Raw genomic sequence first — 19,645 nt, forward strand, 5'->3', positions numbered from 1 at the left:
GATAGTGGTTAACCAATACCTATAATGAATGCTTTGGTCTCTTTGCTTGCAGAAAAGCAGATACACGTATTTATGAGAATAAAGAAGGTGATTGTAAGACGGGAAGCCGAGGTGAAAAGCGACAAAATGTGTCTGATATGCGTTTGGTAACCCTTTATTAACTCAGGTGGTTTTCCTGTGATCGAAAATTTTCCTTTCTTTCGCCCTTCATAATTTTTCCAACCAACAATGACCTGGCAATTAATCAAAGACGCCCTGCGAGGCAAAGAGCAGGACTTTACCAGCCTTTCACTTAAAACCGCCATTTTCGTACTGGCGATTCCCATGATCCTGGAGATGATGATGGAGTCGGCTTTTGCGGTAGTGGATATATTCTTTGTGGCAAAACTCGGAGAGCACGCCATCGCAACAGTAGGTCTGACAGAATCTGTAGTAGTACTGGTCTATGCTATGGGGTTTGGGATAAGCATGGCTGCCACGGCCTTAATATCCAGAAGATTTGGTGAAAAGGAATACAAGGAGGCAGGGGCAGCAGCTTTCCAACTTCTAATTGTTGGGGGAGTGATATCCATCGTATTGGGAGTTCTGGGATGGATTTTTGCGCCGGATATTCTGGGTTTGATGGGAGCGGAGACTAAAGTCATTGAGACCGGCGTGAGTTACACAAGGATTATTTTTGCGGGTAACACTGCAATTATGCTGTTATTTTTGCTGAATGGGGCATTTCGGGGAGCAGGACAGGCGCACCACGCAATGCGCTCGCTCTGGATAGCCAATGGCTTGAATATGATCTTGGATCCCATTTTGATTTTCGGAGTAGGGAGTTTCTCAGGCTTTGGCCTGGAAGGAGCTGCGATAGCCACTACCTTTGGTAGAGGAGTAGGGGTGGTGTACCAATTGTATCACTTGTTTAATGGTAAGCATAAGCTAAAAATCTTAAAGGAGAACATCGCTATTTCTTGGGAAATCATCAAGAAAATCATGGAGATCGCAGTAGGTGGTATGGGGCAGTTTCTTATCGATTCGGTTTCGTGGATCGCGCTTACCCGTATGAATGCAGAGTTTGGGTCAGCTTCCTTGGCCGGTTTTACTATTGCCTTTAGAATATTGATTTTCACACTTTTACCTGCTTGGGGTTTATCAGGTGCTGCATCCACATTGGTAGGACAGAATCTGGGAGCAAAACAACCTGATCGCGCAGAAAAAGCTGTTTGGATGACTACAAGATACACAGTGATTTTCATGGCTTCGGTAACCGGGATTTACCTGCTGTTTAACCAACAGCTAGCGGGTTTCTTCACGGATATTCCGGAAGTACGGCAGGTAGCGGCCCAAGGGCTTTGGGTAGTGGTGCTGGGTTATGTGTTTTTTGCAGTGGGAATGGTGTTGACCCAGGCGTTTAATGGAGCGGGTGACACCAAAACGCCGGCTTGGATTAATATCGGGGTGTTATGGTTTATTGAGATTCCCTTGGCATATGTGCTCGCTTTTACCTTCGGCCTGGCTCATTTGGGAATATTTATTTCTATTTCATTTAGCCATAGTTTCCATTCTTTGGTTGCCCTTTACTTCTTCAGAAAAGGCAAGTGGAAGCTGAAGGAAGTGTAATTGCTTGTCCTCAAGCTACCGTTTCCATAAATTGGACTGCATAAACAAGTAATTGGTCGTGTCTCGCAATACAAATGAACAACACTAAAAGCAGATTTATAACTAACCCTAAATACTATGACTACAATTAACACTTACCTGACTTTTGAAGGGAATTGTGAGAATGCCTTCAATTTCTATCGCACTGTTTTTGGAGGAGAGTTTGCCCATGTAGGGAGGTTTTCTGATATGCCGGCAGATCCAAATTATCCAATCTCTGACGAAGCCAGAAATCAAATCATGCACATCAGTTTGCCGATCAGCAAGGAATGCGTACTGATGGGAAGTGACACCGGCGGACATGGTGGGCCGTTGACTGTGGGGAATAATTTCTCACTTTCAATAACTACCGACTCCAAGGAAAAAGCAGATACTTTTTTCACTCAACTTTCAGCAGAAGGGAAAGTGACGATGCCCATGGACAATACCTTTTGGGGAGATTATTTTGGGATGCTTACAGATAAATTTGGAATAAACTGGATGATCAGTTTTAATGAGGCTTCCCAGCAAGGGTAAACTAATACTGAGTTTTGTTCTGCCGGGAAATTTTATTCCCGGCTGCTTAGTTTTTGACTGAGTACTAAGCCTGATTTAAAAAGCTTGACATTCGGCCAATTAATAGGAACCGGATTGGGGCTAAATGAAAATTCCATATCAAAAAGTCATTTTTGTTTTAGTATTTGTAAGGAAACAGGGAGTTTATTCAATAAATCTCCTGTATCAATTGGGTTGACCATGTTATTCTAAAATTAATTTTACTTAGTTTTAGACACATGAAGTTCTATGTCAGCATTTAAAATATTAAACAAAACGCTATGAATTACTCTTTACTACGAGATGAAGAGTTAGTTGATCGTTTAGTAAATGAAGAAGATAAGAATGCCTTTCAGGAAATATACAACCGCTATTGGAAACTAATTTTTTTACAGGCATACAGAAAGATTGGAAGCAAGGAAAAAGCGGAGGGGCTTACCCAAGATCTATTCATGAGCTTATGGGATCGAAGAAATATGGTCGGCATTCAGCACCTTTCAGGCTGGCTGAACAAGTCCATCCGTTATGCTATCATTAATTTTTACAAATCTCAGGCAGTAAAGGAAAAGTACAGGCAATTTGCCGAAAATCACTTTAATTCTTCAGAGAGTAGCAGCGATCATTTGGCCAGACTGAATGAATTGTCGGAAAGTATAAGCCTTGCTATGGATTCGCTTCCCGAAAAGACAAGGATGGTCTTTAAAATGAGTAGGGAGGAAAACAAACCGGTAAAGGAAATAGCTGACCTGTTGGACCTTTCCGAAAAGGCTGTAGAATACCATATTAGTCAAAGCCTTAAGAAGATGAGGATTTATCTAAAAGAATACCTGATGGTAATTCTCTTTTGGATCTTCAAAACTTGGTAGTCGATCACCGATTTTCCATCCGATCAAATTCCTGTATTAGCCCAATAGGAACAAATTCACAAAAATTCACAAAAATATCATCCCGTGTTTAGGGATAGGCTAAGTCTGATTGACTATACACATGAATTGAGCAAATTATGAGCAGAGATTACCTTCAGAATTTACTGGAACGCTTTCAATCGGGCAACTGTACCGATGAAGAACGGGAAATCGTGAAAGCGTGGTACGATTCCCTGGACAAGAAGTATAATTTACCTGAAATAAGTGCAGAGGAATTGGAGTCAATCGGGGAAATAATGTGGGCTCGTGTCATTGATAAAGCTGCATCTTCATCAAAAAAGCAAATTGAGCCAATCAACCAAGTTCGTGCTGTTAGCCTGTGGCCGAAGTTTATGGCTGCTGCGGCAGTGGTCGGTATTGTTATTTGTGCAGCTTTGTTGTTCAATGTTCTCTATAAACAATCCGGTTTCACACAGCAAGAACGGATAGCAGCGATTGCCGAGCCTATTACGAAGGAAAACACAACTGACTCACTTATGCCGGTGATGATGGAAGATGGAAGTAGGATAACCCTTCATGCAGGAGCCAAAATAATTTATCCGACAGCGTTTGAAAAGGATAAAAGAGAGGTCGTTTTGTCGGGAGAGGCATTTTTTGAAGTTAGTAAAAATGCTGAGAGTCCATTTTATGTGTTTTCTAATAGTTTGATTACCAAAGTTATTGGGACCAGTTTCTACGTGAGGTCGGGAGAATCTCCAGAAAGTGAAGTGGAAGTGGTCACAGGAAAAGTGCTGGTCATTGCCAATAACCAAGGCATGTTTGCAAGTGATACGAATAAGGAGGTTTACATCACGCCGAATCAAAAAGTAGTCTTCAATGAAGATTCAAAAAAGTTAATCCCTGCAATAGTTGATAATCCAAAACCACTCAAGAGTGCGCAAGCTATTGTCGAGTTTGGGTTTAACTATAAAAATGTACAGCTGCAACAGGTTTTGAATGATATTGAATCAACCTATGGGATAAATATCATACCCGATGATTCGAGAATATACAATTGCACTTTTACCGGTGATTTAAATGATGAAAACATGTACTCCAAACTTGATTTGATATGTCAATCCACCGGAATGTCATATGAAGTGAACAACCTCAGCATCATTATCAAAGGAAATGCATGCAGCCTCTAACCAAACCTATTATCCTCATAAAAATGCAGACTATGTAAACACCGCTACTACCCCCCTAAAACTTAACAGAGATACCTGATTCTGTCCCTAATAGGATCAGCTGAGCGTAGATAAAAAACTGGCAATGCCCTAACATTGCCAGTCAACTACTACCTGATGGTAGGATATTGCCCAAGTTAATTTTAGAACAACGACATTACAAATATATATGAAAAAAAAGCAGCTCTTTGCTTTAAAGGATATTTATTATAAGATATCCATGCTCTTGATTATTACCATTACACTCTCTGTAGGAGTGTCAGATGGACAAGTATTAGATAAAAGAATTTCTATTTCATTAGATAAAGTTGAGATCGTAGACTTTTTGGAAAGTCTTCAGTCCATGGCAGATGTTAGGTTTGTCTATAGTCCATCAGTCATTCCGGTCAATGAAAAGATCTCACCAAAATTCAATAAGCAAAAGCTGAGTGAGGTGCTTAGCCTCACTTTGTCTGATTTTGGAGTCGATTACAAAGAAATGAGTGGACAGCTTGTTCTTTTTAAACATAAGTCTGAAGAAAAGAAAGAGGGAGAAAAACCCCACCTCATCCCGGTCAACTCACCCCAATCGAAAATTCTTTCCGGAAAAATAACGGATGTTAGAGGGGAAGGCATTGTAGGAGCCACTATAATGCTGAAAGGTACCAGCATTGGAACAACTACGGATATTGATGGATATTTCAAGTTTTACATCCCTGATGATCATGAAAAGGATTTTCTTGTAATCTCCTTTATAGGATATAAACCTATGGAAGTGAAAATAGGAGATCAAAGTACCTTTCAAATAACGCTGGAAGAGGAGATAGGCCAGTTGAGTGAAGTGGTGGTCAATGGTTACTCTGAGATCAGAAAGGAATCGTTTACTGGGACTACAGTTACTATTTCAGGAGAGGATTTGAAGCAGGCCAATCCTACCAATATCCTTGCTGCCATTCAATTGTTTGATCCTTCTTTTAGGGTGTCGGAAAACACCTCTCTAGGATCCAATCCCAACGCCATACCGGAGATCACCGTCAGAGGTTCAACAGGTTTACCAAGCAATACTTCTGAATCTACCGATGATTTCAATTTGAGCAAAGCCTCATTGCTCAACAATCCTAATCTCCCAACTTTCATTTTGGATGGTTTTCAGGTAAGTATTCAAACTGTTTTTGACATAAATTATAACAGGATCGCTTCCATTACTTTGCTGAAAGATGCTGCTGCAGCTGCTATTTATGGATCCCGTGCGGCCAATGGAGTGGTAGTTATCACGACCTACCCTCCGGAAGAAGGGAAAATACATGTGACCTATACCGCCGACGTAAATATCAGTGGACCGGATCTTTCCGTGTACCAGTTGCTAAATGCCGAGGAAAAGCTGGAATATGAACGATTGGCCGGACTGTACAGCACCAGTACCAATACCAATGGGAATAGCCAAAATGAATTGGATTTACTCTACTATCAAAAGAAGAAGAATGTGGTTAGCGGTGTGGACTCCTACTGGTTGTCCGAACCTGTGGAGACTTCCATAGGAAGTTCCCACTCAATTTATGCAGAGGGAGGATCCAACACGATGCTTTATGGAGTGACGGGAAGGTATCAAAAAATGAAGGGTGTCATGAAAGGGTCTGAACGAAACCGGTATGGAGGTGATTTGAGGCTTACCTATAACGTGAAAGATAAAATCACTTTCAATAATCAACTGACGATCACTGTTACAAAAAGCGAGGAATCCCCTTATGGAAGTTTCGCAGATTACGCAAGAATGAATCCCTATTATCCTAAAAAGGACGATAACGGCAATATTCTTCAAGCAGTGGACAGCTGGCAGCGTCGGGAGGCCAGTGGAACACAAGTGCAGGATGTAGTGCTGAACCCGGCCTACAATGCTACCCTTAGCAATTCAGACGTTGAGAATTACACACAGATTATCAATTCATTTTCCACTGTTTACAGGGTTACACCGAGTTTACGTATGCAGGCACAACTTAGTCTGAACAGAGTGCTTTCAGATAGGGATAAATACCAATCACCGTTTAGCAATGAATTCTTTAACTACACCGGTGATGCCTTGAAAAACAGGGGGAGGTATGATTATGCCGGTGCAAATGAGACTTCTATAGATGGGAATTTTGTGGCCTCATATAATAAGGTTATCGGAGACCATTTTTTCAATGCGTCTCTAGGGGGGAACTGGAGAACCTACAGTTCTGAATTCAAGAGCTTTACAGCTACAGGATTTATCAGCGACAGATTCACAAATATTTCTTTTGCCAATCGCTATGAAGAAAATGCTTCTCCTAATGGAGATAGGTCTGTAGAACGTTTACTGGGAGTATTTGCCAATGTCAATTACTCTATAAAAGATAAATACCTCTTTGACTTGGCCACCCGGATTGACGGTTCATCAAAATTCGGAACTGAAAATAAATATGCTCCCTTTTGGGCTGCCGGTATTGGATGGAACATGCATAATGAGGGTTTTTTGTCTGATAGGTCATTTATCAATAGACTAACCATCAGAGCCACAACCGGGGTAACCGGTGAGGTTTCTTTCCCATCCTACATGTCCAAAACCACTTATGAATACAGAAATGATTGGTATTCGACCGGTGTGGGTGCCGTGAGTCTGGGGTATGGCAATGAGTCGTTGAAATGGCAAAGAACGCGAAACTATGATTTGGGTGTGGAGCTTTCGCTTTTCAATAACAGAATCTACCTTCTGCCGAGGTACTATTATAGAAGTACTGAAGATGTTCTTGCAGATATCATCGTTCCGACATCTGTGGGGTTTGGTTCATATAAGGCCAATCTTGGTGTAATGGAGAATAAAGGTTTTGAGTTAATGCTGAGAACTAACGTGATCCACGGAGCAGGTGGCTGGTTTGTAGGGCTCTTTGCCAATATTGCCCATAACAAGAACACCATCAAAAAAATCTCTGAATCGCTGAAGAAGTATAACGATGAAGTTGATGAAGATCAGGGAGGAGCGCCATTGTTGAGATTTCGCGAAGGGGAGTCTTTGAATACCATATACGCAGTTCCTTCTTTGGGGATCGATCCGGAAAACGGAAGAGAACTTTATGTGAAGCGGGATGGAACAATCACCTATGAGTACGATGCCAAAGACAATGTGCCTGTAGGCGATAGTTCACCTAAAATCGACGGATCTTTCGGTACCAACATCTCTTATAAGAATTTCTACCTATCAGTTAATTTTTACACCAAACTAGGAGGGGATCTCTATAATCAGACACTGGTGGATCGGGTGGAAAACGCCGATCCAAGATACAACGCAGATAAGCGCGTGCTTTCAGAAAGGTGGCAAGAGTCAGGAGATGTGGTATTCTTTAAGGATGTAGCGATCAGGGAAAACACGAATGCCTCCTCACGATTTTTGCAGGTTGACAATGCCGTAGAGCTACGTTCGGCAAATCTGAGCTACGAAAGTTATGGTAAGCTGGCTAAAGATCTGAAAATGCAGAGCTTGAAATTCACGGTAACCATGAATGATATCTGGAGATGGGCACCTGTGAAGTTGGAACGTGGTATCCAATACCCGTTTGCCAGAACAGTTACATTCTCAGTTCAGGCCAGGTTCTGATCAGTTCAGGAATCGATCATAATTGACACAAGAAATTTATACTACTAAAAGAATAGAAATGAAAAAATACCTGATATTATTCTCGGGCCTACTCATTTTCTCTTCATGTGCGGATTATCTGGATGTGAGACCGGAGTCCCAAATTGAAAAGGAGGTTTTGTTCAGCACCGAATATGGTTTTTTTGAAGCACTTAATGGTGTGTATGTAAGAGGTACTGAAGGCGATATATATGGCAATGAACTTACTTTCGGTTCTCTTGACGTTTTGGCCCAGAATTATTCCATGACCAATGGTTCCAATACCTTGGCAGAAACCTATGCAGAGACGGCCGATTTCAACTACCTGGACAATTCTTTTGTGACCAGAAAGAATAGCATCTGGAATGGATTGTACAATGCTATTGGGAATTGTAACCTCATTCTTGAAAATATTGATGAAAAAGAAGATGTGTTTACAAATGCACTTTATGCCCCATTGATAAAAGGTGAGGCCAAAGCCCTGAGAGCTTACCTTCATTTTGATTTGCTACGGTTGTTTGCACCATCTTTTCTAAATAATCCTGCCGCACCTGCTATCCCTTATGTGGTCAATTATTCTACCGAGGTTACACCACAATCCACCGTATCTGAAGTGTTGGATCTGATCATTGCTGAATTGCTTGAAGCAAGAACATTGTTAGAATCTGATCCAATTTTAACAGATAGCTATATGGTAGGCTACACTTACAATAATGATTTTGATGGCCTGCCGGATGATGGCTCCAATGAAGAGCAGGGCAACGATCTGTTTATTCAAAACCGAAGGCACAGAATGAACTACTACGCCGTCTGTGCGGAGTTGGCAAGGGTGTACTTGTATAAAGACGATAAGGTAAATGCGCTCAAATATGCATTGGAGGTTATTGAGTCGGGTAAGTTTCCGTGGACAGATAAAAACGATTTTACAGCAGATGACGATGAACTCAAGGATCGGATCCTTTATAAAGAATTGATTTTCGGATGGTATATACCGGCCAGGGAGAATGATTTGAGAAACAGATTTGAAAATATCGCTACCAGTACTGCTATTGTATCGGCAGAAGGTAATATCCTTTATGAAACAGGTGGTGTAGGTGCGGATGACTTTAGATTCAAAGAATGGATGAAGCAAGAAAGTGACGGGATAACCACAAAACTACTGCTTATGAAATTCAAACGTGACGGAAATGCAAATCTACACAGTTTGATGGCTCCTGCATTGCGTTTGAGCGAGATGTATTATATCGCTGCGGAATGCAGTTTTGATTCTGATCCGGAAATGGCGTGGGGATACTTCAACACAGTTAGATTTAATCGCGGTATAGGGACGGAGATTCATAATGAAACTGACTATGAGTTTTTTATATCCGAGCTAATTAAGGAGGCACGCAAGGAGTTTTATGGAGAAGGCCAGATATTTTATATGTACAAGAGATTGAACCGGGATATCCTGACCCAGTCGGGAGGGACTATTGCTGCGGGCGATCAGGTGTTTGTTTGGCCTTTGCCTGATGATGAAATTGTTTTTGGAGACAGAGATTGATATTTAAACTAGCTTAATATGACAAGATATTTAACCCTATTTATTCTAGCATCTATCTCCTTGTTTTCATGCCGGGATGAAGATGAACTTTTGTACCGGGCTCCGGACAACGTTTTCTTCAATTTTGATGACGAAAACACGAATAACCGAGATAGTATTTTCTACACATTTGCGTATAATCCGGAATTGGGATCTGATACTGTTTTCCTACCGGTGACTATCTCTGGAAGAAGGCTCTCCCATGAGAGGAAATTCTACGTGTCTGTAGTTGATTCAGCGACTACAGCCGTTCCAGGCACCCATTATGAGCCGCTGGAATCCTACTATCTCATGCCTGCGGATTCGGGACAAACATACATTCCATTTATTATGTATAGTTCTGATCCCATTCTTGCGGATACTTCAGTGTCAGTCAGTCTGGTGCTTCAAAGTGGTGAAGATTTTGGGGTTGGTTTTCCCGATTTGATAGCCGCCAAAGTGATGTTTTCCAATAGGCTGGAAAAACCGGAATGGTGGGATTTGTGGGCTGGTCAGCTGGGTGATTATTCCCGTACAAAACACCAGCTTTACTTGATCTCAGTTGGAAACCAAGATTTGATATCTTCCTATGCAGACTATCTGTTTATTCCAAGAAGCCTTTTTCTAATTGATCAGCTAAGAAAGTTTATCAATGATCCATTCAGTTGGGCTGAGGCCCACTCGGATGAATATACAATGGAAAAGGTAAATGATCAACTGTACTATTTCTATAGTATATCAAATCCTGAGACAAAATATGAGCTTACTTATTATCAGGACGATGCGAAGTTCTATTTCTACAATGAACACAATCAACGGGTGACGGTAAATTAAATGCGTGCAGGCAAGATGAACCATGCAAGATTCTCCCGATCCGCCGCGGCGGATCGGGACAGGCTATCCCGAATCAAGTTTGGGACAAGAAATGGCCATAAAAAAACAATTGTAAACATATGAAATCGAGCATGTCGAAAACGACACACAGGGGGATGAATATTCACTTTGCGAGATTCCATGTGACCACTAAAATCAAAATATAAACACATGAAACCATATTTAATTATATCCATAATATGCTGCCTGTTTTTGGCGACTTCATGCTATGAGGACTTGGGCAACTACAACTATGATCTCCCTGAGGAGCCTGTGGTACTTGGTGTTGCCGATTCGGTGTTTCAAGTGTCAGTAGGAGACAGCCTGCGGATACATCCTATACTGGATCACAGCATGGCGGACACGGATAATTTCTCGTTTGAGTGGCAAATTACAATAGCTGAGGAAATGAGACACGAGTCTTATATAGGAAAAAATCTGGATATACAGTTCGGATTTAAAGCAGGTAGTTATTCCGGTATTTACAGTGTGTTGGATAATTCTAATGGCATGAAATATTTTTATCCTTTTACTATTGAATGTCAGACACAGTTTTCTAAAGGAATCGTAACGCTTTGTGATGACAATGGACAGGGCAGACTGGCCTTTGTGAAACCTGACTCTACAGTTATCAATAACTTATATGAAAGCCTGAATAGTGGAACGCTACCCTACAATCCGTTGCAATTGGTCCCTATTATCAATCAGACAAATACGAATACAGGTCTTACCAAGTATTGGCTCTTAGGAAAGGATGAGATCAACCCGGGAATAGGTATTAATGCGAATACGTTGTTTTTCGAAGCAACTCTTGAGGATAATTTTTTCTCACCACCAAGTTCCATAGAGCCAAACTTTGTCTATCCCACCATGCTGGGGGCTTCTACAGGGGTCTTCAATAATAAACTTTATTTGGGAACTACCAGCACGCAGGATATTAGTCCGGATTATGGTAGATATGGTAATGCTATCGCCGGAGATTATTTACTGGCTCCAAGTTACATCTATGTGGATTTTCAGTATTATCTAGGCTTTGATATTAAGCATTATCAATTCGTGCGTTTTGCGAGCAGTGGAGCATATTATGGTGTAGATTATAAAGTAGATACGGCAGGGACTGGATTTAATCCAAAAAAGCCTGGCTTGGTCTCGTATTCCCACATGCTTTATTTGAATGGAGCAACATCATATGCTTATGGAATTGATTCTGCAAATAGTTTTGTGGAGTTTAAATTTATGTTGAATGGAGATACTTTCGTGACGGATTATGTACGTGATTTTGTGCGTCCGGATTTGATTAACGAATCCAATATTTGGATTGGTAATCAATTGGGTATTATTTATTTCACATCAAATGATAAAATCTATCGCTATAATCCAATCAATGAAGAAATCAGAGCTCTTTCGGCTGATTTCGGAGGAAAAAAGGTAACCATGATAGAGTTTGTACCAAACAGTGATTACATCATAGCCGGAACGGAAGGAAGTCTTTATTATTTGGATATTGGAACCGGAAAGGGAGGAAATATAGCTCATCAAATAGATGGTTTCGTGGGTGCTCCTGTTGATGTATTTATAAGAGAGTAAGCCTTTACAAATACTACCCAATCAATTTTATTTATACAATAGCAAAAGGAGAGGGGCTGGATTTTTGAATCGTATAGTCTGGTTTAAGTCACTGAATTTTAAACCATACGGACACTCATTCAGCCCTTTTTTCTCTTGCCCCTAAAAATGTCTCTTTTATATTTTAGGGTTTTTGGACTTGTTCTTTACTTAAGGATAGGTGACTTTACATTGTCAGTATAATATTTCAATTAGTCAGTTGTGCCTTTTATTTTAATTTAATAAAAAATGAAATTTAAATTTATAAAATTCAAACTCTTATTATTAGCTATTCTTATGCTTCTTGGACTTGTAGGTTATTCTCAGCAAGTAAAGAAGATCTATGAATCAGAATCCGGCGTTACCATAGACGATGCCGTTTTCCAACATATCGACCGGGAAGCCAAGAAGCTTATGGAGCATAGGCACCCCGAAAGGTTTGCTACGTTGGCTACGCAGCTGGTGAACGATCATGTTGATCTTAAACTATTAGAATCCTTTAAAAAAGAGCTCGGGGCATCTGAAATATATCAGATAAATGCTCCAGGGGTTCTGGTAGTAGCTACCATTTATAAATGCGATGATTGCCCTAATACGCATCTTCGGGCTGCTTCCGGTTTTGTGATTGCCGAAGAAGGAATTGCTGTGACTAGCTACCATATCTTCAAAGGAGACGCTACGGATGAGAATTCTGACTTGGCGGTAGTTGTGATGGATTATGAGGGGCATGTTTATCCTGTAAAGGAGGTGCTGGCGGCAAGCTTCAATGACGATGTGGCTATTTTTAGATTTGATACCATGGGTAGAACAACGGGTAGTTTGCCATTGGGTCAGGATGCTATTCCCGGGCAGGACGTGAGTATTATTTCGCATCCACATTCCATGTTTTATTCTTTTACTTCAGGTGTTGCGATCAGAAGTTATCTTCGGAATGAAGCAAAAAAGACGAGTGTTACCGCTGATTTTTCACAAGGCTCAAGTGGGGCTCCTGTATTTGATGACAAAGGCAATGTGGTAGGAGTTGTGTCTGCTACAAGGGCTCTTTACAATGCTGATCAAAATGTCCAAATGGTTTCAAGAGAGGTCATTCCAGTGAGCCGCTTAAAAACCTTAATCAACTAAATTTAACAGAATAGCAGCTTAACTCAACACAATCATAAAATTTATTCAAAATATCAGATAAGATTAATCATGAAATCGAGCATGTTGAAAACGACGCACACTGGGATGATTTTCCCATATGCGAGATTCTCCCGATCCGCCGCGGCAGACGGGACAGGCTATGTGACCATTAAAAATCAATTATAAATACATGAAAAATATTTTAGTTATTATCATTCTGGCCATGGGGATTTACGCCTGCCAGCCGTCCAGTGAAAAAATGGAAGAGGAATCGGATTACTTTACCATTGAAGGTGAGATCAAAGGGCTCAATGTTTCGGAAATCTATTTCATGCACAAGGATTCTGCAGGTGACCATAAAGATACCTTGATCGTTGATGAGGGCAAATTCAGCGTTTCAGGTGCTGTGGATGAACCTCAGTTCGTGATGCTTTATTCCGATAAAGTGAGGTTTCAAAAGGTGTTCTATGTGGAAAACAAAACAATGAAACTCACCGGTACATTTGATTCATTGGTGCAAGTGGATGTGAGCGGATCGCCAGTACAGGATGATTTTGAAGTTTTGGAGGAAAGAATTCAGACGCATAGGGATTCGGTGATGAAATACTGGAATTTGGCGCAGCAGACAGGAGAGGCAGGAGATACGCTAAAAGCAAATGAATATCAGTTCATTGCTGATTCCATGTATAGATCTGAAGCAACAATTAGAAAACAATTTGTATTGGATTTTCCCAACAGCTTCGCTAGTCTGAATGAACTGATGAATTACAGTAATGAGGAGAATCTGGACGAATCACGCATGCTTTATGCCGGTTTATCGGAAGCTGTCACTACCACTAAAAAAGGAAAGGAAGTAGCCACCCATCTTGATAATCTGGACATGGTCAAAGAAGGCAAAATGGCATTGCCGTTTTCTCAAAAGGATGTGGACGGCACAGTAGTCAGTTTGGAGGATTATGAAGGAAAATATGTCTTGTTAGAGTTTTGGGCCAGTTGGTGCGGGCCATGCAGGGCAGAAAATCCCAACCTCAGGGCGGAGTATCTGAAATATCATGACAAGGGATTTAATATTCTGGGTATTTCACTTGATGATTCAAAAGAAAAATGGATGAAAGCAGTGGCAAAGGATGACTTACCCTGGACTCAGGTATCAGACTTGAAGGGCTGGCAAAACGAGGTGGCGGTGCTGTATGGTGTCCGCGGTGTTCCTGCCAATTTTCTCATTGGTCCAGATGGAAAAATCTTAGTTAAAGACCTGAGAGGTGAAGTGTTGAATGCGAAGCTGAAGGAGATTTTTGATTAAAGGTTAACTAATGTTTTTCAGCTAGATAACATAGTATTCAGCATAGGACAGCCGGGTAATTACATGCTCGGCTGTCTTGTTTTTTTATGTCGTATTATTCCAGTACATTTTATATAGCATTGCTTGCATCATTTGCAAAAATGATCCATCCGCTGTAGGATTCAAAGACTTCCAAAAAAAGCCTTAATTTTGGCTTTTCAACCTAGATTTACCCCTTCGCATGACCAACAATGACATAGCCCGCAGCCTTCGCTATACCTTTGATTTCAATGATTTCACCATGATAGAAATTATCAAATCCGGAGGGGAGACTGTTAGCCGAGAGTTGGTGGCCAACTGGCTGAAACGTGACGATGATCCTGAGTTTGAAGAAATGTACGACAAAGAACTGGCGACTTTCTTAAATGGGTTTATCATCCTAAAGCGTGGCAAAAAAGACGGAGAAGTTCCAGTTGCGGAGAAACGGCTCAATAACAACATTATCCTCCGAAAGCTCAAAATTGCCCTCAATCTAAAAGATGAGGATATTTTGCAGATACTGGAATCGGTGGATCGGAAGATCAGCAAGCATGAGTTGAGTGCATTTTTCAGAAAGCCAGGCCAAGCCCAGTTCCGGCCATGCAAAGACCAGATTTTAAGAAATTTTCTAAAAGGTCTTCAGGAGAAATACAGGCCTTCTACAGCCGGCTAATCCTCAATAAACACATCCACAACTCTTCCCACTTCGCCGGTATCCAGCATTACTTTGATGCCGTGAGGATGAGTAGGTGAGGAAGTGAGGATTCTTTTTACAAAACCCGCTGTAAGTTCCCCCGTCCGCTGATGGTGCTTTTGGACAATTGTGACCTCGCTGTCCATTTGTACATTTTTTCGGATGGTTCCGGGAAGTGTTTTCTTGTCCATTCGCTTTAATTGGTATTAGGCCGCAATTTAGGATAGATACGCTTTAAAAAAATTGCTTTTGGAGTGTAGTAGTTTGAATCCAATACTCGTATCTTGTAAGGCTTTGATTCTCTTATGTTTGTATAATTATTACTTTCTCTTAAGTCTTGAAGGCCATGAAAACAAAATTACTTTCTTTGATCGCTTGTGCTTTTCTATTTTTTTGCTGCGCAAATGATGATGAAATCAACCCTGAAGTGCTGGTTCAGAATCAATGGCAAAATGTGGTGGAAAACACAAGCGCAGATCGACCTTACGATGTGGTGTATTCAATTGATTTTAAGCCAGATGGTAAAGTTTATTCCGAGGTTTTCGTTAGAGATATGGAGACTAAGGATATTTTAGGGTTTCTGGAATATTACAATGGCAACTATCAACTAGTTGATAATAAAGTAGCTGTTTCAATTACAGAACATTACTTGAATCTAGGTGGAACGATGTATTCGGACAAGGAGGAGCTGAGCCTACTTGAAGGTGTCGAGCAGTCAAGAGAATTCCAACTCAGGAATAAGAATTCAGAGCTTCATACGATCATGCCCATTTATGCAAGTTCTCTGGGAATTATTTACCAGAGAGTAAGTAAATAAGTATGGCTGTCTGCAATGAGACCACTAGCGAGTCTCCCGACTGCGGTACAGAACCCGTACTGGCCGTGCGTGACGACACAAACGGCGGCGGGGTCTGAGTCCTATAACTCCGATGATGAAGGTAATCTGATTTTTTTATGATAAAAATTGGCTTACCAACAGAGGTGGATTAAGGGTCTGTACTGAAAGCAAGTATATATCTCCGTCAAAAACTATGGATCCTATATTCTATATGGTAAAAAACTATACTGAAACCTGAATAGCAAAAGGGCTGTTTTCCGGTAGAAAGCAGCCCTTTATAGTTGGTTTAATTTTCAAAATTTCGATCAATTCTCCTGGGGAATGTTGATTAGTAGCGCTATTAAATCCTTTGGTGTGTGTACAGTCCCGAGTTTTTCTTCTTGAAAAATCACGTGGAGATGATACTCTAACTCGAAAATCAACCCGTTGATGAAGACAGGATCCATATGCAATTGGTGAATAAAATCAGCATTCTTCTGCTGACCAATCAGCTTAATACCATAGGAGTGGAATACTTCAACGGCTTTTTTTAATTGAGTGAAGTGTTGGTTCATAGTAGTAGTGTTACAATTTGTGAAAATGCGGAATGGCTATAAGTGATATTTACCGTCAAGCAAAACAGAAATTGGATTACTTAGTTCCCGTTGATCTAAATTACGTGCGGGAATAAGTATTCGCTACTGAGAATGAATAATTTAACAATAAATAAAGTTGTTAATTTTTCTTTTCAACCAATTGACTGACAGATGAATGAAAGTAGGGGTGGAGAATTTGTCGAGTCATTTTGCGCAATAAAGTGATAAAAACGTGTTGGTAGATTATCATGATTTTAATTTCGGATTTTCCACTTCTTTGATGGAATCGCTATCCCAGGCGTGGTCATTTACTGAAAACTTCCGCATCAACTCCCCAGATAAGAGACTTTCCTGCATTTCGATCTGTTGGCGGTTTTTGGAAATATACTCGTCTTTATTGTCTTTGAAATTCACCAATACTTTCAGTGCATTTTCATCATAATCCCGGAATTGCTTTGCCAATCGATGGACTGTGTGGGCTCTGAAGCCTAGCTTTTTCAATACGTCTTCCCCCATTCTAATGGATGTATCCAGATGCTCTCTGTAGATATTTTTCACACCCATTTCCATCAGTTCGAAAGCATCGTACCTGTTTTTGGCACGGATCATCACCTCCAAATGTGGAAATTCCTCTTTGCACACCTCGACAAGTTTCATGCTGTATTCTGTAGCGTCTACGGCAGAAATTAATATGGAAGCTTCACCTGCTCCTGCTGAATGAAGCAATTCACTTCGGGTTCCATCTCCAAAATACACTTTGAACCCCATTTTTCTCAGGTATTCTACCCTGTCAGGATCAGAATCCAGAATGGTGGCTTCTACACCGTTTGCTCTCAGAAACCGCCCCAGCGTAGATCCGAAATGTCCGAACCCGACAAGGATCACTTTATTGTGCTCGTCGATGCTATCCATTTCTTTTTCCAGCTCCTTATGGGTTCTGTTAATGGCGGGGTTGATGATTTTATCAAGTAGTACTGCAAGGATGGGGGTTATGGTCATGCTAAGAGCAGTCACGGCCATCAAGGTATCGGAAATAGACTGGTCAAAAATTCCTAACTGTAAAGCAAATGCATAAGTGACAAAAGAAAATTCACCCACTTGGGATAGACCTATTGCAAAGCTGAGATTGCTTGTTAGACTTAATTTCTTGGTTTTGCCTATAATCAATAAAATGACCGATTTCAATGCGATGATTCCAAGTGTAATGGAAATTATGGTAGAAGCGTTAGTAAAGATCAAATTGAAATTGATGGTGGATCCCACAGCCATAAAAAACAATCCAAGAAGCAATCCTTTAAAAGGTTCTAAATCAGACTCAAGCGCATGTTTGTAGGGTGAGTTGGCAAGAATTACTCCGGCAAGGAATGCACCCAAGGCAGGGCTCAGTCCCACTAGCTCCATAAGGAAGGATATGCCTACCACTATAAGCAAGGCAGAGGCTGTAAACAGTTCCCGCAATCTGCTTTTTGCCACCCAGTTGAGAAGTGGTCCAAAACCGAATTGTCCAAGGAGCACGACCATTCCGATCGCTCCAAAAATTGATAAAGTCTGTGCCCATCCCGGTAGACTATCGATCCAGCTATGAATCCCTGATGCATGCGCTGAAGGAGCCTGATCTCCTGTAATTAGTAATGGCAATAGTGCTAAAATAGGAATTACTGCGATGTCCTGCATCAGTAAAACGCCAAATGAGAGCCTCCCATTCGGGCTGTTCATCTGATTTTTCTCTTTAAGGGATTGAAGTACGATAGCAGTAGAGGAGAGTGCCATGGAAAGACCCACTGCAAGTGATATTTGCCATTGAACATCGAGCAGTAATCCGATCCCGAAAATCAATGCGGCAGTAACCATCACTTGGGTTAGTCCAATCTGCAGAATCAATTGGCGCATTTTCCAAAGGTTTCCGGGTTCTAGTTCCAAACCGATGATAAACAGCATCATCACCACCCCGAATTCTGTAGCATGCATGATGTCTTGTCCCTGTCCTTCGTTGGTAATAAAACCCAGCAAATAGGGGCCTATCAGTATTCCTGCGATTAAATAACCAAGAACAGAACCCATTCCAAGTTTTTTTGCAAGAGGTACGCATACTATTGCTGCTATTATATATAGGATCGCATTTACCAAAAATCCACTCATAAGCTTAATTTTATTGGTTTTGGAAAGCTGTAAGATCGTCGGAATCTCGCAGGCTTAGCAGTAGTTTTCTATAGGAATCTGCTTTTAGGGCAAGTTCAGCCTCTGTGATTTTGTGCGTACCCGGTACATGGAATGGAGTCAAATAGGTCATATTACAGAGTCTGGCTGTTTGTTCGAAGGGCCTAAGAAAGTCCTCGATTCTAAAGTTGTTTCTGCCATTGTACCGGTAAGCTTCTTGGGATCCACCGGTGGTAATTGTATTTATCACATATTTTCCTTTGAGATAAATGCCCCCCGGTCCATAGGCCCAAGCAAATTCCAACACCAAGTCTATCCACTGTTTCATAAGGGGTGGACAGGAATACCAGTAGATGGGATGATGCCAGATAATTACTTCTGCTTCAAATAGAGCTTCCTGCTCTTTCTGTATAGAGATATTGAAATCGGGATAAAGCTCGTATAAATCTCTGACTTCTACATTTTCCAATCCATTGATAGATTGGATAAGTGCTTGATTTACTTTTGAATGTTCAAATTTGGGGTGAGCAAAAAGAACGAGTACCTTACGCATGAATATAGGCTTTAGCCTTGGAAATTTATTTTCTTGTGAGAGCCGTCACAAAAGGGTTTGTTATGGCTGGCTCCGCATCTGCAGAATGCGGATACCTTACTCTGATTGATGGTGTGATTGTCGGAGAGCTTGACCTGGAGGTTTCCATAGACCATCAGTGGCCCATTGGGGATTACCTCTACCAGCTGTTCCGAGGTCACATTCCCTGTGTTTTTTTCTTCCTGTTCTGCAAAGTAATACCCCAATGCACCACTCGGGCAAGTATCTATTTGTTTTACAATGGATTCTGTGCTATCCCCTTCGGCATTGATCCATGGCCTCTTGTCAAAATCAAAGACTGACCTCAAGCCGGTGATACACTTCTTGGAATGAATGCATTTATGGGGTTCCCAGGTGATGGTTACTTCTCCGTTGGAATATTCTTTATGGATAGGGGTGTCAGACATAGGGCTTGTATGTTTTAATC

17 protein-coding genes are annotated in these 19,645 nt (G+C 41.1%); 12 read left to right on the plus strand and 5 right to left on the minus strand.

What is annotated here, in order from left to right; all coding sequences use genetic code 11:
• Positions 1–228: 228 nt before the first annotated feature.
• The 11 genes from ID165_RS06850 (at position 229) to ID165_RS06900 (ending at position 15,035) form a co-directional block, all read left to right on the plus strand.
• The gene (locus tag ID165_RS06850; RefSeq protein WP_192349621.1) at positions 229–1,608 is read left to right on the plus strand and encodes an MATE family efflux transporter; all 1,380 of its coding nucleotides are present in this window, start codon (positions 229–231) and stop codon (positions 1,606–1,608) included.
• Between the two features lie 117 nt (positions 1,609–1,725).
• The gene (locus ID165_RS06855; protein ID WP_192349622.1) at positions 1,726–2,163 is read left to right on the plus strand and encodes a VOC family protein; all 438 of its coding nucleotides are present in this window, start codon (positions 1,726–1,728) and stop codon (positions 2,161–2,163) included.
• A 299-nt stretch (positions 2,164–2,462) separates the two neighbouring features.
• Positions 2,463–3,047, plus strand: a complete 585-nt coding sequence (locus ID165_RS06860) for an RNA polymerase sigma-70 factor (protein ID WP_192349623.1) — start codon at positions 2,463–2,465, stop codon at positions 3,045–3,047.
• Positions 3,048–3,184: 137 nt separating this feature from the next.
• Positions 3,185–4,234, plus strand: a complete 1,050-nt coding sequence (locus ID165_RS06865) for a FecR family protein (protein WP_192349624.1) — start codon at positions 3,185–3,187, stop codon at positions 4,232–4,234.
• Positions 4,235–4,442: 208 nt separating this feature from the next.
• On the plus strand, positions 4,443–7,862 hold the full coding sequence (locus tag ID165_RS06870) for a SusC/RagA family TonB-linked outer membrane protein (protein WP_192349625.1): 3,420 nt from the start codon (positions 4,443–4,445) through the stop codon (positions 7,860–7,862).
• A 58-nt stretch (positions 7,863–7,920) separates the two neighbouring features.
• Entirely contained in the window at positions 7,921–9,423 is a 1,503-nt protein-coding gene (locus ID165_RS06875; protein ID WP_192349626.1) for a RagB/SusD family nutrient uptake outer membrane protein, read from the plus strand.
• A gap of 18 nt (positions 9,424–9,441) precedes the next feature.
• Positions 9,442–10,275 (plus strand): DUF4843 domain-containing protein, encoded by an 834-nt coding sequence (locus ID165_RS06880; protein WP_192349627.1) that lies wholly within the window; start codon positions 9,442–9,444, stop codon positions 10,273–10,275.
• A gap of 210 nt (positions 10,276–10,485) precedes the next feature.
• A complete protein-coding gene (locus tag ID165_RS06885) occupies positions 10,486–11,901 on the plus strand; it encodes a PKD-like family lipoprotein (protein ID WP_192349628.1) in 1,416 nt (471 codons plus the stop codon).
• 267 nt (positions 11,902–12,168) lie between these two features.
• Positions 12,169–13,041, plus strand: a complete 873-nt coding sequence (locus tag ID165_RS06890; RefSeq protein ID WP_192349629.1) for a serine protease — start codon at positions 12,169–12,171, stop codon at positions 13,039–13,041.
• A 190-nt stretch (positions 13,042–13,231) separates the two neighbouring features.
• Positions 13,232–14,344 carry a TlpA disulfide reductase family protein gene (locus tag ID165_RS06895; protein ID WP_192349630.1) on the plus strand — a complete coding sequence of 371 codons (1,113 nt, stop codon included), beginning with the start codon at positions 13,232–13,234 and terminating at the stop codon, positions 14,342–14,344.
• Between the two features lie 220 nt (positions 14,345–14,564).
• Positions 14,565–15,035, plus strand: coding sequence for a DUF1456 family protein (locus tag ID165_RS06900; protein WP_192349631.1), 471 nt, complete (start codon positions 14,565–14,567; stop codon positions 15,033–15,035).
• Here ID165_RS06900 and ID165_RS06905 read toward each other — a convergent pair.
• A complete protein-coding gene (locus ID165_RS06905) occupies positions 15,032–15,247 on the minus strand; it encodes a YwbE family protein (RefSeq protein ID WP_192349632.1) in 216 nt (71 codons plus the stop codon). The two genes, ID165_RS06900 and ID165_RS06905, sit on opposite strands and share 4 nt — an antisense overlap.
• A 155-nt stretch (positions 15,248–15,402) precedes the next feature.
• Here ID165_RS06905 and ID165_RS06910 point away from each other — a divergent pair, with 155 nt between their 5' ends.
• The gene (locus tag ID165_RS06910) at positions 15,403–15,873 is read left to right on the plus strand and encodes a hypothetical protein (protein WP_192349633.1); all 471 of its coding nucleotides are present in this window, start codon (positions 15,403–15,405) and stop codon (positions 15,871–15,873) included.
• Positions 15,874–16,199: 326 nt separating this feature from the next.
• Here the strand turns inward: ID165_RS06910 and ID165_RS06915 are convergent, their stop codons facing one another.
• The 4 genes from ID165_RS06915 to ID165_RS06930 all read right to left on the minus strand — a co-directional run bounded on the left by ID165_RS06915 (position 16,200) and on the right by ID165_RS06930 (position 19,625).
• Positions 16,200–16,448, minus strand: a complete 249-nt coding sequence (locus ID165_RS06915) for an acyl carrier protein (RefSeq protein WP_192349634.1) — start codon at positions 16,446–16,448, stop codon at positions 16,200–16,202.
• Positions 16,449–16,715: 267 nt separating this feature from the next.
• On the minus strand, positions 16,716–18,608 hold the full coding sequence (locus tag ID165_RS06920) for a monovalent cation:proton antiporter-2 (CPA2) family protein (protein WP_192349635.1): 1,893 nt from the start codon (positions 18,606–18,608) through the stop codon (positions 16,716–16,718).
• Positions 18,609–18,618: 10 nt separating this feature from the next.
• The gene (locus tag ID165_RS06925) at positions 18,619–19,179 is read right to left on the minus strand and encodes an NAD(P)H-dependent oxidoreductase (protein WP_192349636.1); all 561 of its coding nucleotides are present in this window, start codon (positions 19,177–19,179) and stop codon (positions 18,619–18,621) included.
• An 11-nt stretch (positions 19,180–19,190) separates the two neighbouring features.
• Positions 19,191–19,625 (minus strand): (4Fe-4S)-binding protein, encoded by a 435-nt coding sequence (locus tag ID165_RS06930; RefSeq protein WP_192349637.1) that lies wholly within the window; start codon positions 19,623–19,625, stop codon positions 19,191–19,193.
• Between the last annotated feature and the right edge of the window lie 20 nt (positions 19,626–19,645).

Origin of the sequence: Algoriphagus sp. Y33, from assembly GCF_014838715.1 — a bacterium.
In the GTDB taxonomy this organism is placed as follows: domain Bacteria; phylum Bacteroidota; class Bacteroidia; order Cytophagales; family Cyclobacteriaceae; genus Algoriphagus.

Excerpts from the sequence above, each read along its gene's own strand:
- ID165_RS06860 (WP_192349623.1), top strand. The coding sequence starts at position 2,463 with ATGAATTACTCTTTACTACGAGATGAAGAGTTAGTTGATCGTTTAGTA.
- ID165_RS06910 (WP_192349633.1), top strand. The coding sequence starts at position 15,403 with ATGAAAACAAAATTACTTTCTTTGATCGCTTGTGCTTTTCTATTTTTT.
- ID165_RS06855 (WP_192349622.1), top strand. The coding sequence starts at position 1,726 with ATGACTACAATTAACACTTACCTGACTTTTGAAGGGAATTGTGAGAAT.
- ID165_RS06920 (WP_192349635.1), bottom strand. The coding sequence starts at position 18,608 with ATGAGTGGATTTTTGGTAAATGCGATCCTATATATAATAGCAGCAATA.
- ID165_RS06850 (WP_192349621.1), top strand. The coding sequence starts at position 229 with ATGACCTGGCAATTAATCAAAGACGCCCTGCGAGGCAAAGAGCAGGAC.
- ID165_RS06930 (WP_192349637.1), bottom strand. The coding sequence starts at position 19,625 with ATGTCTGACACCCCTATCCATAAAGAATATTCCAACGGAGAAGTAACC.
- ID165_RS06915 (WP_192349634.1), bottom strand. The coding sequence starts at position 16,448 with ATGAACCAACACTTCACTCAATTAAAAAAAGCCGTTGAAGTATTCCAC.
- ID165_RS06890 (WP_192349629.1), top strand. The coding sequence starts at position 12,169 with ATGAAATTTAAATTTATAAAATTCAAACTCTTATTATTAGCTATTCTT.
- ID165_RS06900 (WP_192349631.1), top strand. The coding sequence starts at position 14,565 with ATGACCAACAATGACATAGCCCGCAGCCTTCGCTATACCTTTGATTTC.
- ID165_RS06870 (WP_192349625.1), top strand. The coding sequence starts at position 4,443 with ATGAAAAAAAAGCAGCTCTTTGCTTTAAAGGATATTTATTATAAGATA.
- ID165_RS06895 (WP_192349630.1), top strand. The coding sequence starts at position 13,232 with ATGAAAAATATTTTAGTTATTATCATTCTGGCCATGGGGATTTACGCC.
- ID165_RS06865 (WP_192349624.1), top strand. The coding sequence starts at position 3,185 with ATGAGCAGAGATTACCTTCAGAATTTACTGGAACGCTTTCAATCGGGC.
- ID165_RS06885 (WP_192349628.1), top strand. The coding sequence starts at position 10,486 with ATGAAACCATATTTAATTATATCCATAATATGCTGCCTGTTTTTGGCG.
- ID165_RS06905 (WP_192349632.1), bottom strand. The coding sequence starts at position 15,247 with ATGGACAAGAAAACACTTCCCGGAACCATCCGAAAAAATGTACAAATG.
- ID165_RS06925 (WP_192349636.1), bottom strand. The coding sequence starts at position 19,179 with ATGCGTAAGGTACTCGTTCTTTTTGCTCACCCCAAATTTGAACATTCA.
- ID165_RS06875 (WP_192349626.1), top strand. The coding sequence starts at position 7,921 with ATGAAAAAATACCTGATATTATTCTCGGGCCTACTCATTTTCTCTTCA.
- ID165_RS06880 (WP_192349627.1), top strand. The coding sequence starts at position 9,442 with ATGACAAGATATTTAACCCTATTTATTCTAGCATCTATCTCCTTGTTT.